Source organism: Comamonas flocculans (genome assembly GCF_007954405.1).
Classification (GTDB): Bacteria; Pseudomonadota; Gammaproteobacteria; order Burkholderiales; family Burkholderiaceae_C; genus Comamonas_C; species Comamonas_C flocculans.
This window is the reverse complement of the sequence record NZ_CP042344.1, coordinates 2,664,410-2,681,062: the sequence shown is the minus strand read 5'-3', so window position 1 is coordinate 2,681,062 and position 16,653 is coordinate 2,664,410. Positions and strand designations below refer to the sequence as shown.

16 protein-coding genes, 4 tRNA genes and 1 pseudogene are annotated in these 16,653 nt (G+C 66.5%); 8 read left to right on the top strand and 13 right to left on the bottom strand.

Translation table 11 applies throughout. The features are described from left to right. Window positions 1-16 precede the first annotated feature (16 nt). The 7 genes from trbF (at window position 17) to FOZ74_RS12790 (ending at window position 5,209) form a co-directional block, all read left to right on the top strand. Window positions 17-721, top strand: a complete 705-nt coding sequence (trbF, locus tag FOZ74_RS12820; protein ID WP_146913436.1) for a conjugal transfer protein TrbF — start codon at window positions 17-19, stop codon at window positions 719-721. After that, window positions 718-1,710 (top strand): P-type conjugative transfer protein TrbG, encoded by a 993-nt coding sequence (gene trbG / locus FOZ74_RS12815; RefSeq protein WP_146913435.1) that lies wholly within the window; start codon window positions 718-720, stop codon window positions 1,708-1,710. The genes trbF and trbG overlap by 4 nt, the downstream gene beginning before the upstream one ends. Before the next feature lie 2 nt (window positions 1,711-1,712). Continuing rightward, the gene (locus tag FOZ74_RS12810) at window positions 1,713-2,981 is read left to right on the top strand and encodes a TraB/TrbI/VirB10 family type IV secretion system protein (protein ID WP_146913434.1); all 1,269 of its coding nucleotides are present in this window, start codon (window positions 1,713-1,715) and stop codon (window positions 2,979-2,981) included. Beyond that, complete coding sequence (locus FOZ74_RS12805; RefSeq protein WP_146913433.1) at window positions 2,978-3,265, top strand: DUF2274 domain-containing protein; 288 nt, start codon at window positions 2,978-2,980, stop codon at window positions 3,263-3,265. The genes FOZ74_RS12810 and FOZ74_RS12805 overlap by 4 nt, the downstream gene beginning before the upstream one ends. A 185-nt stretch (window positions 3,266-3,450) precedes the next feature. Continuing rightward, entirely contained in the window at window positions 3,451-3,720 is a 270-nt protein-coding gene (locus tag FOZ74_RS12800; protein WP_146913432.1) for a helix-turn-helix transcriptional regulator, read from the top strand. 177 nt (window positions 3,721-3,897) lie between these two features. Further along, on the top strand, window positions 3,898-4,677 hold the full coding sequence (locus FOZ74_RS12795) for an exodeoxyribonuclease III (protein WP_146913431.1): 780 nt from the start codon (window positions 3,898-3,900) through the stop codon (window positions 4,675-4,677). Between the two features lie 7 nt (window positions 4,678-4,684). After that, entirely contained in the window at window positions 4,685-5,209 is a 525-nt protein-coding gene (locus FOZ74_RS12790; RefSeq protein ID WP_489884449.1) for a low molecular weight protein-tyrosine-phosphatase, read from the top strand. Between the two features lie 19 nt (window positions 5,210-5,228). On the opposite strand, the gene FOZ74_RS12785 is transcribed toward FOZ74_RS12790, so the two are convergent. From FOZ74_RS12785 to FOZ74_RS12755, 7 genes and pseudogenes are all read right to left on the bottom strand, one after another. Continuing rightward, a complete protein-coding gene (locus FOZ74_RS12785; RefSeq protein WP_146913430.1) occupies window positions 5,229-5,702 on the bottom strand; it encodes a hypothetical protein in 474 nt (157 codons plus the stop codon). An 80-nt stretch (window positions 5,703-5,782) separates the two neighbouring features. After that, window positions 5,783-7,198 (bottom strand): type I glutamate--ammonia ligase, encoded by a 1,416-nt coding sequence (gene glnA, locus FOZ74_RS12780; RefSeq protein ID WP_146913429.1) that lies wholly within the window; start codon window positions 7,196-7,198, stop codon window positions 5,783-5,785. Between the two features lie 64 nt (window positions 7,199-7,262). Beyond that, complete coding sequence (locus tag FOZ74_RS12775; RefSeq protein WP_146913428.1) at window positions 7,263-8,099, bottom strand: competence/damage-inducible protein A; 837 nt, start codon at window positions 8,097-8,099, stop codon at window positions 7,263-7,265. Beyond that, entirely contained in the window at window positions 8,096-8,980 is an 885-nt protein-coding gene (locus FOZ74_RS12770; RefSeq protein ID WP_146913427.1) for an EI24 domain-containing protein, read from the bottom strand. Before FOZ74_RS12770 ends, FOZ74_RS12775 begins: the two co-directional genes overlap by 4 nt. A 30-nt stretch (window positions 8,981-9,010) precedes the next feature. Continuing rightward, entirely contained in the window at window positions 9,011-9,913 is a 903-nt protein-coding gene (locus FOZ74_RS12765) for an SDR family oxidoreductase (protein ID WP_146913426.1), read from the bottom strand. An 11-nt stretch (window positions 9,914-9,924) separates the two neighbouring features. Continuing rightward, window positions 9,925-11,014: pseudogene (locus FOZ74_RS12760) on the bottom strand (NADP-dependent oxidoreductase). A 116-nt stretch (window positions 11,015-11,130) separates the two neighbouring features. Further along, window positions 11,131-11,925 carry an SDR family oxidoreductase gene (locus tag FOZ74_RS12755; protein ID WP_146913425.1) on the bottom strand — a complete coding sequence of 265 codons (795 nt, stop codon included), beginning with the start codon at window positions 11,923-11,925 and terminating at the stop codon, window positions 11,131-11,133. A gap of 129 nt (window positions 11,926-12,054) precedes the next feature. Here FOZ74_RS12755 and murI point away from each other — a divergent pair, with 129 nt between their 5' ends. Then, the gene (gene murI / locus FOZ74_RS12750; RefSeq protein WP_146913424.1) at window positions 12,055-12,957 is read left to right on the top strand and encodes a glutamate racemase; all 903 of its coding nucleotides are present in this window, start codon (window positions 12,055-12,057) and stop codon (window positions 12,955-12,957) included. On the opposite strand, the gene FOZ74_RS12745 is transcribed toward murI, so the two are convergent. The 6 genes from FOZ74_RS12745 to lon all read right to left on the bottom strand — a co-directional run bounded on the left by FOZ74_RS12745 (window position 12,945) and on the right by lon (window position 16,620). Beyond that, window positions 12,945-13,571 carry a DUF6806 family protein gene (locus FOZ74_RS12745; protein ID WP_146913423.1) on the bottom strand — a complete coding sequence of 209 codons (627 nt, stop codon included), beginning with the start codon at window positions 13,569-13,571 and terminating at the stop codon, window positions 12,945-12,947. The genes murI and FOZ74_RS12745 overlap by 13 nt on opposite strands. Window positions 13,572-13,582: 11 nt before the next feature. Then, window positions 13,583-13,675 (bottom strand) — tRNA-Leu (locus FOZ74_RS12740). Window positions 13,676-13,801: 126 nt separating this feature from the next. Beyond that, window positions 13,802-13,877, bottom strand: a tRNA-Gly gene (locus FOZ74_RS12735). Window positions 13,878-13,916: 39 nt separating this feature from the next. Continuing rightward, a tRNA-Cys gene (locus FOZ74_RS12730) sits at window positions 13,917-13,990 on the bottom strand. A 54-nt stretch (window positions 13,991-14,044) separates the two neighbouring features. Further along, a tRNA-Gly gene (locus FOZ74_RS12725) sits at window positions 14,045-14,120 on the bottom strand. Window positions 14,121-14,193: 73 nt separating this feature from the next. Then, on the bottom strand, window positions 14,194-16,620 hold the full coding sequence (gene lon / locus FOZ74_RS12720) for an endopeptidase La (protein ID WP_146913422.1): 2,427 nt from the start codon (window positions 16,618-16,620) through the stop codon (window positions 14,194-14,196). Between the last annotated feature and the right edge of the window lie 33 nt (window positions 16,621-16,653).

The window sequence follows — 16,653 nt, the reverse complement described above, 5'->3', positions numbered from 1 at the left end:
CTCAAGGAGAACTCCCATGCGATTCAAAAGACCGCAGGTGCGCTATGGCGACACGCCGCAGCCTGCCACCCCGTACCAATCCACGGCGCAAGTCTGGGACGAGCGCATCGGCTCGGCCCGTGTGCAGGCGAAGAACTGGCGTTTCATGGCACTGGGCTGCCTCACCTTGGCCGTGCTGATGGCGGGCGGCCTGGTCTGGCGCTCGGCGCAGTCCATCGTGACGCCCTACGTCATCGAGGTGGACAACGCGGGCCAGGTACGCGCTGTCGGCGAAGCTGCCACGCCGTACCGGCCCAGCGATGCGCAGATCGCGTACCACCTGGGCCGTTTCATCGGCCTGGTGCGCAGCCTGTCCATCGACCCCATCGTGGTGCGGCAGAACTGGCTCGACGCTTACGACTACACAACCGACAAGGGTGCAGTCGTGCTCAACGAATACGCCCGCGTGAACGATCCGTTCGCGCGCATCGGCAAGGAGTCGGTGACGGTGCAGATCACCAGTGTGACCCGCGCCAGCGACACGTCGTTCAACGTGCGCTGGACGGAGACGCACTTCGTCAACGGCGCGCTGGATCGCACCGAGCGCTGGAACGCCGTGGCTTCCATCGTGCAGCAGACGCCGCGCACCGAGCAGCGCCTGCGCAAGAACCCCTTGGGCATTTACGTCAACGGCCTGTCGTGGAGCCGCGAACTGGAAGGAAACGAAGGAGCCAAGCCATGAATGATCTTTTCCGTAAATCCGTCTTGCCTGTGATGCTGCTTGTCCTCGCGGGCTGCGCTACGCAGGGCAAGCCACCGCCGTCCATCTCGCTCGATGAGCCGGTGCGGGCCCAACCGCTGCCCGAGCCGCCGAAGCCGGTGGAAGTGGTGGCCGTGCCGCAGGTGTTGCCGATGCCGGCGCAGATGAAACCTGTGCCGGATGACAAGCCCACGCCGGAACCCGCCGATGAAACCGTGCGCGTGGCTCGTGCCAACGCCGAGGCGCGCATCGCGCCGACACGCGAGGGCTACGTCAATGCAATTCAGGTGTGGCCCTTCACCGATGGCGCGCTGTATCAGGTCTATGCGGCCGTGGGCCGCGTGACGGTGATCGCGCTCCAGCCCGGTGAGGAACTGGTGACGGTGGCCGCCGGCGATACGGTGCGCTGGATCGTCGGAGATACATCGAGCGGCAGCGGCGATGCGCTGCGCGTCAATGTGATGGTCAAGCCGATCCGCTCGGGCCTGAAGACCAATCTGGTCATCACCACCAGCCGGCGCACCTACCTGCTGGAGCTGACTTCGACCGAGAAGACATGGATGGCGTCGGTGTCCTGGGAATACCCGAAGGACAAGATGTTGGCCTTGCAGCGCCAGGCGCAGGCGGCCAGCACCGCCGCGCCGGTCGATGCCGGCCTGTCGCTGGAGAAGATCCGTTTCCGCTACGCTGTCAGCGGCAGCAATCCGCCGTGGAAGCCGCTGCGCGCCTTTGACGATGGCGAGAAGGTCTACATCCAGTTCCCGCCCGGTATCGCCCAAGGCGAGTTGCCGCCTCTATTCGTCATTGGCGCGCAGGGCGACGGGCAACTGGTGAACTACCGCTTCCGCGCGCCGTACTACATCGTGGATCGGCTGTTCGGTGCGGCCGAGCTGCGTCTTGGCGGGGACAAGGGCGACGTGGTGCGGATCGAGCGCACGGACGGGGTTTCGGGTGGCACGCGGAGGAACTGACCATGAACCAGGACGATTCCCCTGATCTTGCACCGCAGGCGGGCAAGGTCGCACCCGAGGCAGTGGCACTGCGCGCCCAGCCGCGTCCGGTCACACGACTGAATCGGCGCACGCTGGCCATCCTCGTCGGCGGCTTGTCGGTCGCCGTGCTCGGAGCCACAATCTGGTCGCTGCAACCGCATCAGCGTGGCGCGGGCGAGCAGACCGAGCTTTACAACGTCGATCGCGTCTCGAAGTCCGAAGGGCTGGATGGCCTGCCGACCGACTACTCGAAGCTGCCGCCGAAGGTGCCCGAGCTGGGGCCACCGCTGCCGGGCGATCTCGGCCCGGCCATCGTGAAGTCGCAGCAGCCGGTGACGCCGACGTATGCGCCACCGGGGCATGATCCGGCGGATGCGTTGCGCAAGGAGGCCGATGCGGCGGCGGCTTCGTCGGTGTTCTTCCGCTCGGGTGCTCAGGGCAAGGCCGCAGCGCCAGGCACGGCCCAAATCGCGGCGGCTACGCCCGGCAGCGCCTTGGCGGGCTTCGACCCGCTGGCCGCCGGGCCGGCCTCAACGGCGGCCCAACCATCCGACCCGACCGCCGTGCAGAACCGGCAAGACCAGAAAGAGGCTTTCCTGAAAGGCGGCTCTACGGAAACCCGCAATTCCGGCAATCTGCAAATACCGTCCTCGCCGTACCAGGTCATGGCCGGAACGGTGATCGCCGGGGCACTGGTGACGGGCATCAAGTCCGATCTTCCGGGCGACGTGATCGCCACGGTGACGGAGCCGGTCTATGACACAGCCACGGGCAAGTTCCTGCTGATCCCACAGGGATCGCGCATCCTCGGGCGCTACAACAGCCAGGTCAGCTACGGGCAGAGCCGCGTGCAGGTGGTGTGGAACCGCATCATCCTGCCGGACACGTCATCGCTGAAGCTCGACAACCTCGCGGGCACTGACCCGGCGGGATATTCCGGGCTGGAGGATGGCGTCGATTGGCATTGGGATCGCGTCTTTGCCGGCGCGGCGCTGACGACGCTGCTGGGCGTAGGCGCCGAGCTGGCCGCGCCGGAGAACCGCCAGGACGGCAACCGCATCGTGATCGCCGGGCGCGACAGCGCGCAGGACAGCATCAACCAGGTGGGGCAGGAGATGACCCGGCGCAACATGAATATCCAGCCGACCTTGACCGAGCGGCCGGGCCTGCCGGTGAGGATCATCGTCAACCGCGATCTGGTGTTGCGACCGTACCAGCCACTGTTCTTCAATCGGGGAGCAATGCGATGAACGTGACCAAGAAACTGCGGCTAGGGCCGTTGCCCAAAACCGAGAGCGTCAAACTGATCTTTGCTTGTCCGGCCAGCCTCAGGGCCGACCTTGACCGCTACGCCGCGCTGCACGCGCAGGCGTATGGCGAGGCGGTCGATGCAACGACGCTGATCCCGCACATGCTGGAGGCGTTCATCGCGGGAGACCGAGGATTCAAGAGAAGCGGCTCCATACAGACCGAAGCGCTGCGTGATGCGCGCGCTTCAGCCGATGCGGGCATATCAGATCGCCCGCCGCCCTGATCAACATCTGGCTGACTCTTGGCCAGCCAACGGACCAACGCAGCATTCTTCAGCAGACATGCGCCTGAACGCGGAGCACAGGCCAGCTCGGCACGCCGCAGCTCTCTGGGCTGCGCTGTCTTGGGTATGCCAAAAACACGATGTGATTCATTCTTCGGTGCATACAAACGTCAAGAGGAATCACGATGTTTCAGGCGCTCCATGCTGCAGACCGACCAGCCACAGCCCCCACCTTCCCTACTCCGGCCTTCTTCAGAATGGTCGACGTCGTTCGCATCACTGCGCTGAGCAGGGCTACCGTCTACAGACGCATTGCTGAAGGCAGATTTCCGCCCCCCGTTCACCTTGGCGGCCGAGCTTGCGGCTGGCCGCCTTCAGACCTACAGCGCTGGATCGACGACCCGCAGAGCTACAGGTCTGGCGAAACGGGTAGCGCTGCTCCGACCGGCGGTTGACTCATTGAGAAGCAGGTATTCGGCAATGCCATGCTTGCCCTTAGCGACCGGCAGAATACGTGTTGGATTCTTCTGGTGCATGGAAATCGTGCCGCGCTTTCAGATGGGGGCCTTTTTGGGGGCCTCATTGAAAATAGTGAACGTAAAATCCATTAAAAACAATTAGTTAAGATAACTATGCAAATTGCCACCTGGAACATCAATTCACTGACCGTGCGTCTGCCGCAGGTGCTGGCCTGGCTGCAAGTCAATCCGGTCGACGTACTGGCCCTGCAGGAGCTCAAGCTGGGCGACGACAGATTCCCTCACGACGCCTTCGGGCCGGCGGGCTACCACAGCAGCTGCTTCGGGCAGAAAACCTACAACGGCGTGGCCTTGCTCACGCGCGCGCCGGTGCGCGAAGTGGTGCGCAACATTCCGGGCTTCGAGGACCCGCAGGCACGCACCATCGCAGCCACGCTGGATGCTCCGGGCGGGCAGCTGCGCCTGATCAACGGCTACTTCGTCAACGGACAGGCACCCGGCAGCGACAAGTTCGCCTACAAGATGCGCTGGCTTGCGGCGCTGCACCAATGGGTAAAAGAGGAACTGGCGCGCCACCCGCGCCTGGTGCTGCTGGGCGACTTCAACATCGTGCCCGACGACCGCGACACCTGGGACCCGGTCGGGCTTGCCGGCACCATATTGCACACCCCCGAGGAACGCGCGCACTTCCAGGCGCTGCTGGCGCTGGGGCTGAGCGACAGCTTTCGCCTGTTCGAGCAGGCGCCGCAGACCTTCTCATGGTGGGACTACCGCATGCTGGGCTTTCAGAAAAACCGCGGCATGCGCATAGACCACATCCTCGTGAGCGAAGCGCTCAAGGACCACGCGCGCGCCTGCGAAGTGGACCGCTCGCCGCGCAAGAACCGCCAGCCCAGCGACCACGCCCCCGTGGTGCTGACCCTCGATGCCTGAGCCCGCAATGCAGTCGCTACCCACGCTTGCCGACCTGAGCGCGCGCCGGGACGCTCGCCTGCATGTGCTGATGGTGTGCATGGGCAACATCTGCCGCAGCCCCACGGCCGAAGGCGTGCTGCGCCGGATGGCGCGGGAGGCGGGCCTGGCGCACCGCTTGCAGATCGATTCCGCCGGCACGCACGACTACCACATCGGCGCCGCGCCGGATGCGCGCGCCTGCCGGCACGCGGGTGCGCGCGGCTACGACCTGTCCGCGCTGCGTGCACGCCAGCTCGTGCGCGAGGACTTCGAGCGCTTTGATCTGGTGCTGGTGATGGACGCCGCCAACGAGGCGGCGGCGCGCGCGCTGTGCCCGCCACAGTGGGCATCCCGCATCGCGCGGCTGACGGACTTCTGCAGCACGCAGGCGTGCACCGAAGTGCCCGACCCTTACTACGGTGCAGGCGAAGGCTTCGAGCGGGTGCTGGATCTGGTGGAAGACGCCTGCCGCGGCCTGCTGCAGCAGTTGCGGGCCCAGGGCTCGACTTGAAGGGGCGCGCGCCGCCGGACTATTTGGCGCGCTCGAGTTCGCGGCGTATGCCGTCCACGTCGGCCTGGGCGCGGTCCATGTTGGCCTTGAGCTCCGCGGTGCGCTCCTGGTAGGCCTGGGCGTTGCGCATCTCCAGCGCACTCTTTTGCGGAAAACCGTTGTTGTATTCCTTGGTCAGCTCGGCCAGTCTGGCCTCGGCCTTGCGCAATTCGTCCTGCAAGATGGCCTGGCGGTCGGAATCGCGCGCCTTCTGGTCGGCCGCACTCACCTTGGGCGCCGACGCCGGCGGGGCGGCCGCGGCCGGTGCGGCGGGCCGGCTGCTTTGCAGCACCGTGACGTTGCCGCCCTCCACCAGCTTGCAGCCGCGTTCCTTGGCCTCGCTGGCGTTGTTGGTGTATTCGTTGCCACAGCGGTAGATGCGGTCCTGCGCGCCCGCGGGCTGCCACACCAGCGCAAGCGCCAGGATGGGCAGGACAAACAGGGGATTTTTCATGCGTAACCTTGACTCAGCATTGGGCGGACGTCGGGACCGGCAAGTATGGACCAAACGCCCGCGGCGCCTGCAGCCAGACGTCACAAAGCGTAATACATGTCGAACTCGGCAGGGTGCGGGGTCATGCGCAGGCGCCGCACCTCGGCTTGCTTGAGCTCGATGTAGGCATCCAGCATGCCGTCCGAAAACACCCCGCCGCGCGTGAGAAAGCCGCGGTCGGCATCCAGCGCCGTCAAGGCCTCCTCCAGGCTGGCGCAGACGGTGGGCACCAGCGAATCCTCTTCGGGCGGCAGGTGGTAGAGGTCCTTGGTGGCGGCCTCGCCCGGATGGATCTGGTTTTCCACCCCGTCGAGCCCGGCCATCATCAAGGCGGCGAAGCCCAGGTAGGGATTCATCAACGGGTCGGGGAAGCGCGCTTCCACCCGCCGCCCACGGGGGTTGGCCACGTACGGAATGCGGATCGAGGCGGAGCGGTTCCTGGCGCTGTAGGCCAGCTTGACCGGCGCCTCGAAACCCGGCACCAGGCGCTTGTAGCTGTTGGTGCCAGGGTTGGTGATGGCGTTGAGCGCCTTGGCATGCTTGATCAGGCCGCCGATGTAGTGCAGCGCGAAATCCGACAAACCCGCGTAGCCGTCGCCAGCGAACAGGTTCTTGCCGTCCTTCCAGATCGACTGGTGCACGTGCATGCCGCTGCCGTTGTCGCCGGCGTAGGGCTTGGGCATGAAGGTGACGGTCTTGCCGTAGGAGTCGGCCACGTTCCAGATCACGTATTTCATGAGCTGGGTCCAGTCGGCGCGCTGCACCAGGGTGGAAAAGCGCGTACCGATCTCGTTCTGCCCGGCCCCCCCCACCTCGTGGTGGAACACCTCCACCGGAATGCCGAGCGATTCGAGCACGCTGGACATCTCCGCGCGGATGTCCTGCGCGCTGTCCACCGGCGGCACCGGCTGGTAGCCACCCTTGGTGGCGGGGCGGTGGCCACGGTTGCCGCCCTCCATGCGCGCGCCGGTGTTCCAAGGCGCTTCGTATTCGTCGATCTCGAAGAACACCTTGCCCGGCTCGGTGGCCCAGCGCACGCTGTCGAACATGAAGAATTCGGGCTCGGGGCCGAAATAGGCGGTGTCGCCCAGGCCCGAAGCCTTCAGATAGGCCTCGGCGCGCTTGGCGATGGAGCGCGGGTCGCGGTCATAGGCCTTGCCGTCGCCCGGCTCGACCACGTCGCACTGCAGGATGAGCGTGGTCTGCTCGAAAAACGGGTCGATGTTGGCGGTCTGCGGGTCGGGCATGAGCTGCATGTCCGAGGCCTCTATGCCCTTCCAGCCCGGCATGGACGAACCATCGAAGGCGTGGCCGCTGGCGAATTTGTCTTCGTCGAAATGGGAGGCGGGGATGGTGACGTGGTGTTCCTTGCCGCGGGTGTCGGTAAAGCGCAGATCGATGAAACGCACTTCGCTGTCTTGCACCATCCGCATCACGTCGGCGACGGTCTTGGCCATCAGGCAACTCCTGGAGTGTCAGAGCCGCACGCCCGGAAAATGGCGTGGGCGAAAGCATGGAATTCTAAGGTGCCGCGCTTGGGCAGCGGCGCTCGATTTGCGGCCCGAGCGCAATGGCCTGCGCCTGCAAGCCGGCCAGCAGCGCCTGCCAGGCAGCGGGCACGCGGGCGGCTTCCCCCTTGACGCCGAGTTCGATGTGCGCCCCGTACACCGGGTGATCGACGCTGGGCAGGCTGAACACCCGCACCCCCGGGTGCTCGGCCTCGATGCGCTGCATCAGCGGCGTGAGGGCGGACTCGGTGGCGCCATGCAAGACCACCGAATGCTCGGCTTGCGGGTTGCGGTGAAACCAGCGTGCGCAGGTGTTTTCAAGCACCCATTCGATCATCGGCCAAGCCATGACGGGAAAGCCCGGCACGAAGTGCACCGCCGCGCCCGCCGCGCCGATACAGGAAAAACCGGCGATCTTGTTGTAGGGGTTGGGGATGAGACGCGCGCCCTGCGGCAGCACGCCCATCTGCAGACGCTGCACGTTGTCGGCGCGCATGGCATCGAACGGCACGCCCTGCTCGTGCGCCATATCCTGCATGCGTTCGGTGATCAAGGCCTGCGCCTCGCGGTGCGCCACCAGCGGCACACCCAGCGCCTGGGCGGCGCACTGGCGCGTATGGTCGTCGGGCGTGGCGCCTATGCCGCCGCAGCAGAAAACCACCTCGCTGCCCGCGAAGGCGCGCGCCAGCACCTCGGTGATGCGCCGCGGCTCGTCGCCCACCACCTGCGCCCAGGACAGCGCCAGTCCGCGCTCGCCCAGCAGGCGCACTACCGCGGGCAGGTGCTTGTCCGCACGCTTGCCGGAGAGGATTTCGTCGCCGACGATGAGGAGGCCGAAGTCCGGGCTCATGGTTGCAGCGGCGGCGGCGCCAGCGGCCGCGCCGCCACGTCGATGACCGGCTCGCTCGTGACCGCGGCCCCCGGCGCGGGTGGCGGCTGCAGGCTGCGCAGGCGGTGCAGGGCCTGCAGGCAATAGTGGGTGAACCACAGGGACGAAAAGGCGAACACCAGGGTGTAGATCCAGATGGCGACGGGAATCAGCACGAAGAACGCCGCCACGAACACCACGCCCGAAGCCCAGACCACCGCCGGCGCGGCGCCCAGCAGGCCGCAGAGCACGCCAATCACCAGCAGGCTCGCACGGTGGCGCGCAAAGATGGTCTTGCGCTCTTCGCTGCTGGCATGCTCGGCCAGCGCATCGAAGGCCATCACCCGGTAGGTGAGCCAGCCCCAGATCAGCGGCGGCAGGATGAGCACCAGCGGCGGAATCAGCCACAGCGGCACGGACAGCAGCAGCAGCACCAGGGCCACCACGGTCGAAGATGCCGACCACCAGATGCTCGCGAGCACTCCCGCCCCATGGCGGCGCTGCATCTGCGCAAAACGCCGCTTGGCCACGAGATCGACGATGGCCGGCACCATCAGCACAGACACCGCCAACACGCAGACGAAAACCACCACGGGCAGCGTCAGCAGCAGCACCAGCAGGGGCGCGAGCACCGCGGGCACGTCGCTCACGCCCAGGTGGGCAAGCCAGCCCCAGACCGTGCCCAGCCAGGCCGTGCCATCCAGCAGCGACTGCATCCAGGCCACCGCCCCCGCCCAGAAGAAGTAGCCCGCCGCCGCCGTGACCACGCCGATCAGCACCAGCGGCAGCAGCGACAGCGCGATGACGCGCGGCATCAGGCAATAGCCGGCCGCGCGCCAGAAGGAATCGATCAAGGGCGACATGGTGTTGCCAAGCATAGCGCCGGGTTGGCCCTATGTACGCAGCGCGCTCCTGAGCTGCGCGCCGACCTCAGGGCGGCTGGCGAACGGATCGGGCGGGTTGCGTGCCTGCACGATGGCCTGCATGCGCTCCGCCACGCTGGAGAGCGCCTGCGGATGGCTGTAGATGTAGAAATGGCCCTGCGCCACCGCATCAAAGACCTTGGCCGCGACCTCGGCGGCGGAGACCTTGCCATGCGCCACCGCCTTGTCCAGCATGGCCTGGCCCACGCGCTGGCTGGTGGTCAGCGCAGCGCCCTGCAGGGCCGCAGGGCGGTTGCGCTCGCTGCGGCCTATGCCGGTGGGTACGAAATAGGGGCAGAGCACGCTGGCGCCCACCTGCGTGGTGACCAGTTGCAGGTCCTGGTGCAGCGTCTCGGTCAGCGCCACCACCGCATGCTTGCTGGTGTTGTACACGCCCATGTTGGGCATGCTCACCAGCCCGGCCATGCTGGCGGTGTTGACGATGTGGCCGCGCCACAGCGGGTCGGCGCGCGCCGCGGTCAGCATCAGCGGCGTGAACAGGCGCACCCCGTGGATCACGCCCCAGAGGTTCACGCCCAGCACCCACTGCCAGTCGGCCTCGGAGTTTTCCCAGACCAGCCCGGCCGCGCCCACGCCGGCGTTGTTGAACACCAGGTGCGGCGCGCCGAAGCGCTGTTGCACCGCATCGGCCAGGGCCTGCATCTGCGTGCCGCTGGAGACGTCCACGCGGCGCGCGAGGAGGGGCACGTCCAGCGCTTCCAGCTCGGCCACCGCCCGATCGAGCGCCTCCTGCTGCACATCCACCAGCACCAGGCGCATGCCCCGGCGCGCGGCGATGCGCGCGCACTCCAGTCCAAAGCCCGAGCCCGCGCCGGTGAGCACGGCCGTCTTGCCTGCGAAGTCGTCGATCATGGTGCGCTTCCTCAGGCCAGCCTGACCAGCTGCTTGCCCACATTCTTGCCGTGCAGCAGGCCGAGAAAGGCCTCGGGCGCGCTGGCCAGGCCCTCGGTCACGGTCTCGCGCGGGCGCAGCTTGCCGGCCACGACCAGGCCGGCCAGCTCCTGCAGCGCCTGGGGCCAGAGCTGCATGTGCTCACTGACGATGAAGCCCTGCACGCGCATGCGGTTGATCAACAGCAGCGCCGGGTTGAGCAGCGGCAGCGGCTGGCCGTCGTAGCCCGCGATCATTCCGCACAGCGCCACGCGCGCGAATGCATTGGCGCGCAGCAGCACGGCATCGAGCAGATAGCCACCCACATTCTCGAAGTGCCCGTCTATGCCGTCCGGACACGCCGCCTTGAGCGCCTGCGACATGGCCTTGAGGTCGCCATGCGCGCGGTGGTCTATGCAGGCGTCAAAACCCAGTTCATCCACCGCATAGGCGCACTTGAGCGGCCCGCCGGCAATGCCCACGACGCGGCAGCCCCGCGCCTTGGCTAGCGCCGCGAACGCGCTGCCCACCGCGCCGGTGGCCGCGCTCACCGTCAGGGTCTGACCGGACTGGGGCTCGATGATCTGGGTGAGGCCATACCACGCCGTCACCCCCGGCATGCCCACGGCGCCCAGGTAGTACGACAGCGGCACCTGGCTGGCGTCCACCTTGCGCAGCGCACCCGGCGCGTTGGCGTCGACCACGGCGTACTCCTGCCAGCCGCCCATGCCCACGACCTTGTCGCCCACGGCGTATTGCGGATGGCGGCTCTCAAGCACCTCGCCCACGGTGCCGCCCACCATCACCTCGCCCAGCGGCTGGCTGGCGGCGTAGCTCTTGCCCTCGTTCATGCGCCCGCGCATGTAGGGGTCCAGGCTCAGGTAGTGGTGGCGCACCAGCACCTGCATGGTGGACGACGCCGCCCGGCGTGAGCGCGCGCTGGTCCAGGCTCAGGTAGTGGTGGCGCACCAGCACCTGCCCTTCGGCCAGGGGCGGCGTCTCGGTCACCACGAGCCGGAAGTTGTCCACGGCGGCCGCGCCTTGCGGCCGCTGCTCAAGCACGATCTGTTGGTTGCGAGGCATGGCGCGCTCCTGGTGTCAAGTTATAAAAACACTAGCTGTCAACGCTTGTCAGGCAAGCGTTTGAGCCACTTTTCATCAAAATTTCTGGACGCCCTCGCCGACATCCACACGGGCGCTCAGGCCGCGATGATGGCGCTCACGCCGCCGTCCACCGCCATCCACTGGCCGGTGATGTGCTTGCCCGCGTCGCTGGCATACAGCAGCGTCAGGCCCTTGAGGTCTTCGTCGTCACCCAGGCGGCCCAGCGGCGCACCCGCCTTCATCTTGTCTTCGCCGACGGTGTCGATCAGCACGCTGGCCATCTTGGTGCGAAAGAACCCCGGGCAGATCGCGTTCACGCGGATGCCGTAGTGCCCCCATTCGCCGGCCAGCGCACGCGTGAAGTTGAGTACCGCGCCCTTGGAGGTGTTGTAGGCGATCGTCTTCATCGCCAGCGGGTTGCCGCCCAGCGCCGCGATCGAGGCCAGGTTGATGATCGCGCCCTTGCCACGCGGGATCATGCTGGCCTTGCCCAGCGCCTGCGACAGCAGAAAGTAGCCGCGCACGTTCAGGTTCATCACCTTGTCCCAGGCGGCGAGCGGATGGTCCTCGGCCGGCGCGCCCCAGCTCGCGCCGGCATTGTTCACCAGGATATCCACCTCGCCCATGCGCTGCAGCGTCTCGCTGGCCAGGCGCTGGATGTCGGCCTCCTGCGCACAGTCGGCGGCAACCCAGCGCGCATCGATGTCCGCCGCCTGTAGTTCGGCCGCGGCCTGCTCCAGTTCCTCGGCCTTGCGGCTCGCGAGCATGATGCGCGCACCGGCCTCGCCCAGGGCCCGCGCCATCTGCAGGCCCAGGCCGCGCGAACCACCGGTCACCAGCGCGGTCCGGCCGGAAAGATCAAAGAGCTGCTGCACGCTGCGTGCCTTCATGGGTTGCCTCCTTCAATGCCGCGGGCACGGGCCCGTGCATCCGATTGTGGTGCGCAAGTGACCGCGCCGCTGTCGCCTGCGCGCGCCGCCAAGGCGCTATGCTTGCCCGCTTCCATGCCTGCCAGCGCCATGCCCTTCCCTCCCAGCCATGCGCCCATCGGCGTCTTCGACAGCGGCATCGGCGGCCTGAGCGTGCTGCGCGCGCTGCGCGAGGAATTGCCGCAGGAGCGCTTCGTCTACCTGGCCGACAGCGCGCACACCCCCTACGGCGAGAAGGGCGAGCGCTTCGTGCGTCAACGCAGCCTGGCGATTGCACGGCGCTTGGTGCACGAGCACGCGATCAAGCTGCTGGTCGTGGCCTGCAACACGGCCACCGCCGCGGCCGTCAGTGCGCTGCGCGAAAACTTCACGTCGCTGCCCATCGTCGGCGTGGAGCCGGCGCTCAAACCCGCCGCCCTGTGCAGCCGCACCGGCCACGTGGGCGTGCTCGCCACGCACGGCACGGTGCAAAGTACCCGCTTTGCCGAACTGCTGGCACGCCAAGGGACGCTCGCACGCTTTTCGGTGCAGGCCTGCGACGGACTTGCGCAAGCCATAGAGCAAGCCACGCTGCCGACGGCTGCCCCCGACGAAGTGCTAGAAAGAACGAGAGCGCTCTGCGCCCGCTACGTCAGCGCTTTGGGCAGTTTTGGCACCAAGGAAGGCGAGATCGATACCTTGGTGCTCGGCTGCACGCACTACGTCTTCGTGCAGCCCATGCTGCAGGAGCTGGCCGGCCCGCAGGTGACGCTGATCGAAACCGGCGCGGCGGTCGCGCGCCAGGCAAGGCGCAAGCTGCAGCAACACGGGCCGCTGGCCGATGGCTTCAGGGGCGGGCGCGGCGAGCAGCTGCGCCTGCTCACCACCGGCTCCCTTGCCGCGCTGCAGGCGGCCGCGGCGCGCTGGCTGGCCTTGCCGCCCGAAGCCTGCTCAGCCGTGGCTCTGGTCGACGAGATGGCAGAGTCCCGCGAGCACGTGCTTCAGTGTAGGTGACGTGGGCGGCGGTTGCTGCCTCCACGCCCGCCGGTGCCACGCGGGCGCCGGCTCAGATCAAGTGAACTGACCAGTGCGTCGAAGCGCTCGGTGAACAGCTTGTCGATCTCCGCGACCACGCCCGAGAGCTCGGCGGCGTCAAAGTGGCGCTCCATCACGTTGATCACGTCCTGCACCAGCATGTCGCGCTGCACCTGCATGATGGCCGCGGGCGTCGGCCCCACGAAGAGCATCAGGAAGTCGTCGCGCGATTCGCTCTCGTCCTCGGCCTCCTCGGCCTCGTCTTCGTCGAACTCGGTGTCGTAGAAGGTCACCTCGATGGCCGCGCCCTGGTCGGCGATCTCGTTCAGGCTCATGCACATTTCGTCGAGCGACTGGCGAAAGTCCTCATCGCCGCGCACCGTCCAGCACATCTGCAACAGGCGTTCCTTGGGCTCGAACTGGATGCCCGGCTCTTCTTCATAGGCGCTGACAGAACCATCGGCCAGCGAGCGGGCCCCGGCGTACTTCCACAAGGGCTTGAGCGCGTCTTGCAACTGCGCGAAATCGACCCCGAGGCGCAACTGAACCTGGCCGTGGACGTGGATTTCAAAGGGAGCGTTGTAATCTGACATAAAACCTTCTTTGGTGCCCCGAGCCGGGGTCGAACCGGCACGCCCCTTTTCAGGAAGGCAGCGGATTTTAAGTCCGCAGTGTCTACCAATTTCACCATCGGGGCAGAACTGCGACGCCCAAGGTCCCGCCAAGGCTAACGCACAAGGGCCGCCAGGGCAAACCGCAGGCGCAACGGCGCCTTTGTCCCGGCACACCGACAAGGCGGCACCGGAACACCGGGCTGGGCTGCTGGAGCGGGAAACGAGTCTCGAACTCGCGACCTCAACCTTGGCAAGGTTGCGCTCTACCAACTGAGCTATTCCCGCATCGGTGCCATGCGCAGGACGCGACGGCACGGACATTTCTGGAGGCGCGGCCCGGAGTCGAACCGGGCTAGACGGATTTGCAATCCGGTGCATAACCGCTTTGCTACCGCGCCGCACTCTGTTTCAGAAAAAAGGGGAAGCTTTTGCCTCCCCTCATTTCAGGATTCTGGAGCGGGAAACGAGTCTCGAACTCGCGACCTCAACCTTGGCAAGGTTGCGCTCTACCAACTGAGCTATTCCCGCATCGAGCAAAGCCTGCGCTTCACAAGGAAGCCGAGATTGTAGGGTATTTTTCTGCGCTTTCTGAAAAACCGGCTCAATGTTTCACCGAACCGGCGGCGCTGGCCGGCGCCAGCGCAGGCACCACCGCCGCGGCGGCGGCCAGCTCTTCCTCGGTGAGCGGCACGGGCTTGCGCTCAAGAGCGATCTCCAGCACCTTCTCTATCCAGCGCACCGGCACGATCTCCAGACCCTTCTTCACGTTTTCCGGTATCTCCTGCAAGTCCTTGACGTTCTCCTCGGGGATCATCACCGTGCGGATGCCGCCGCGCAGGGCCGCGAGCAGCTTTTCCTTCAGGCCGCCGATCGCGGTGACCTCGCCGCGCAGCGTGATTTCGCCAGTCATGGCCACGTCGGCGCGCACCGCGATGCCGGTCAGCGCCGACACCATGGCCACGGCCATGGCGATGCCCGCGCTCGGCCCGTCCTTGGGTGTGGCGCCGTCGGGCACGTGGATGTGCAGGTCGCGCTTTTCGAACACCTCGTCGCGCAGGCCAAGCATGTGCGCGCGCGAACGCACCACCGTGCGCGCCGCTTCGACCGACTCCTTCATCACGTCGCCGAGCGAGCCGGTGCGCTGAATCGCGCCCTTGCCCGGCATGGTGGCCACCTCGATGGTGAGCAGATCGCCACCCACCTCGGTCCAGGCCAGGCCCACCACCTGCCCGATCTGGTTCTTCTGCTCGGCGCGGCCATAGTCGAACTTGCGCACCCCGAGATAGTCGGCCAGCTTCTTCGGCGTGACCTTCACGCCCGGCTTGAGCTTCCCGAGCAGCAGCCCCTTGACCACCTTGCGGCAGATCTTGGAGAGTTCGCGCTCGAGCGAGCGCACGCCGGCTTCGCGCGTGTAGTAGCGCACGATATCGACGATCGCCGCCTCCTGCACCTGAAGCTCGCCCTCCTTCAGGCCGTTGGCCTGCATCTGCTTGGGCAGCAGGTAGCGGGTGGCGATATTGGTCTTCTCTTCCTCGGTATAGCCGGCCAGGCGTATCACCTCCATGCGGTCGAGCAGCGCCGCGGGGATGTTCATGGAATTGCTGGTGGCCACGAACATCACGTCCGACAGGTCGAATTCCAGCTCCACGTAGTGGTCGGCAAACCTGCTGTTCTGCTCGGGGTCGAGCACCTCGAGCAGTGCGCTCGAAGGATCGCCGCGAAAATCCATGCCCAGCTTGTCTATCTCGTCGAGCAGGAACAGCGGATTGCGCGTGCCCGCCTTGGACAGGCTTTGCAGCACCTTGCCCGGCATGGCGCCGATGTAGGTGCGCCGGTGACCGCGAATTTCCGCCTCGTCGCGCATGCCGCCCAGGGCCATGCGCACGTACTTGCGCCCGGTGGCCTTGGCAATCGATTGCCCGAGCGAAGTCTTGCCCACGCCGGGCGGCCCGACCAGGCACAGGATGGGCGCCTTGAGCTTGTCCACGCGCTGCTGCACCGCAAGGTATTCGAGAATGCGGTCCTTGACCTTCTCCAGCCCGTAGTGGTCTGCATTCAGGACCTCTTCGGCCAGCGCCAGGTCGTGGCGCACCTTGGTCCTCTTGCTCCAGGGCAGGCCGGTGAGCACGTCGATGTAATTGCGCACCACCGTGGCCTCGGCCGACATGGGCGACATGAGCTTGAGCTTCTTGAGTTCGGCCTCGGCCTTCCTGAGCGCTTCCCTGGGCATCCTGGCGGCCTTGATGCGCTTGGCGATTTCCTCGATGTCCGCACCCTCTTCGCCTTCGCCCAGCTCCTTCTGGATCGCCTTGACCTGCTCGTTCAGATAGAAGTCGCGCTGGTTCTTCTCCATCTGGCGCTTGACGCGCCCGCGGATGCGCTTGTCTACGTTGAGGATGTCCACCTCGTGCTCGAGCTGCTCGAACAGGTTCTCGAGCCGCGCCTTCACGTCGGTGAGGTCGAGCACGTGCTGCTTGTCCTCGAGCTTGAAGGGCATGTGCGCCGCGATGGTGTCGGCCAGGCGGCCCGCATCCTCGATGCCGGCGATGGAGGCGGAGATTTCCGTCGGAATCTTCTTGTTGAGCTTGACGTACTGGTCGAACTGCTGCATCACCGCGCGGCGCAGCGCCTCGATCTCCGCCGTCTCGCGCGCCACCACGGGCACCAGCAGCGGCCGCGCCGCGCCGGTGAAATGGCTCTCGCTGTCGCTCACCTCGACCAGGCGCGCGCGCTGCTGGCCTTCCACCAGCACCTTGACGGTGCCGTCGGGCAGCTTGAGCATCTGCAAGATGGTGGAAACGCAGCCGATCTCGAACATGTCCTCGGCCTGCGGCTCATCCTTGGAGGCGGCCTTCTGCGCCACCAGCATGATCTGGCGGTCTGCGCCCATCGCCGCTTCCAGCGCCTTGATGCTCTTGCTGCGCCCGACAAAGAGCGGGATCACCATGTGCGGAAACACCACCACGTCGCGCAGTGGCAGCAGGGGGAAGACAAGGGGAGCGTCGGGCAGGGGCGTCTGTCCTGGCATGGGCAATTCCTCAAAACGGCCCTGCGCCGGCAC

Excerpts from the sequence above, each read along its gene's own strand:
- trbF (WP_146913436.1), top strand. The coding sequence starts at position 17 with ATGCGATTCAAAAGACCGCAGGTGCGCTATGGCGACACGCCGCAGCCT.
- trbG (WP_146913435.1), top strand. The coding sequence starts at position 718 with ATGAATGATCTTTTCCGTAAATCCGTCTTGCCTGTGATGCTGCTTGTC.
- FOZ74_RS12810 (WP_146913434.1), top strand. The coding sequence starts at position 1,713 with ATGAACCAGGACGATTCCCCTGATCTTGCACCGCAGGCGGGCAAGGTC.
- FOZ74_RS12805 (WP_146913433.1), top strand. The coding sequence starts at position 2,978 with ATGAACGTGACCAAGAAACTGCGGCTAGGGCCGTTGCCCAAAACCGAG.
- FOZ74_RS12800 (WP_146913432.1), top strand. The coding sequence starts at position 3,451 with ATGTTTCAGGCGCTCCATGCTGCAGACCGACCAGCCACAGCCCCCACC.
- FOZ74_RS12795 (WP_146913431.1), top strand. The coding sequence starts at position 3,898 with ATGCAAATTGCCACCTGGAACATCAATTCACTGACCGTGCGTCTGCCG.
- FOZ74_RS12790 (WP_489884449.1), top strand. The coding sequence starts at position 4,685 with ATGCAGTCGCTACCCACGCTTGCCGACCTGAGCGCGCGCCGGGACGCT.
- FOZ74_RS12785 (WP_146913430.1), bottom strand. The coding sequence starts at position 5,702 with ATGAAAAATCCCCTGTTTGTCCTGCCCATCCTGGCGCTTGCGCTGGTG.
- glnA (WP_146913429.1), bottom strand. The coding sequence starts at position 7,198 with ATGGCCAAGACCGTCGCCGACGTGATGCGGATGGTGCAAGACAGCGAA.
- FOZ74_RS12775 (WP_146913428.1), bottom strand. The coding sequence starts at position 8,099 with ATGAGCCCGGACTTCGGCCTCCTCATCGTCGGCGACGAAATCCTCTCC.
- FOZ74_RS12770 (WP_146913427.1), bottom strand. The coding sequence starts at position 8,980 with ATGTCGCCCTTGATCGATTCCTTCTGGCGCGCGGCCGGCTATTGCCTG.
- FOZ74_RS12765 (WP_146913426.1), bottom strand. The coding sequence starts at position 9,913 with ATGATCGACGACTTCGCAGGCAAGACGGCCGTGCTCACCGGCGCGGGC.
- FOZ74_RS12755 (WP_146913425.1), bottom strand. The coding sequence starts at position 11,925 with ATGAAGGCACGCAGCGTGCAGCAGCTCTTTGATCTTTCCGGCCGGACC.
- murI (WP_146913424.1), top strand. The coding sequence starts at position 12,055 with ATGCCCTTCCCTCCCAGCCATGCGCCCATCGGCGTCTTCGACAGCGGC.
- FOZ74_RS12745 (WP_146913423.1), bottom strand. The coding sequence starts at position 13,571 with ATGTCAGATTACAACGCTCCCTTTGAAATCCACGTCCACGGCCAGGTT.
- lon (WP_146913422.1), bottom strand. The coding sequence starts at position 16,620 with ATGCCAGGACAGACGCCCCTGCCCGACGCTCCCCTTGTCTTCCCCCTG.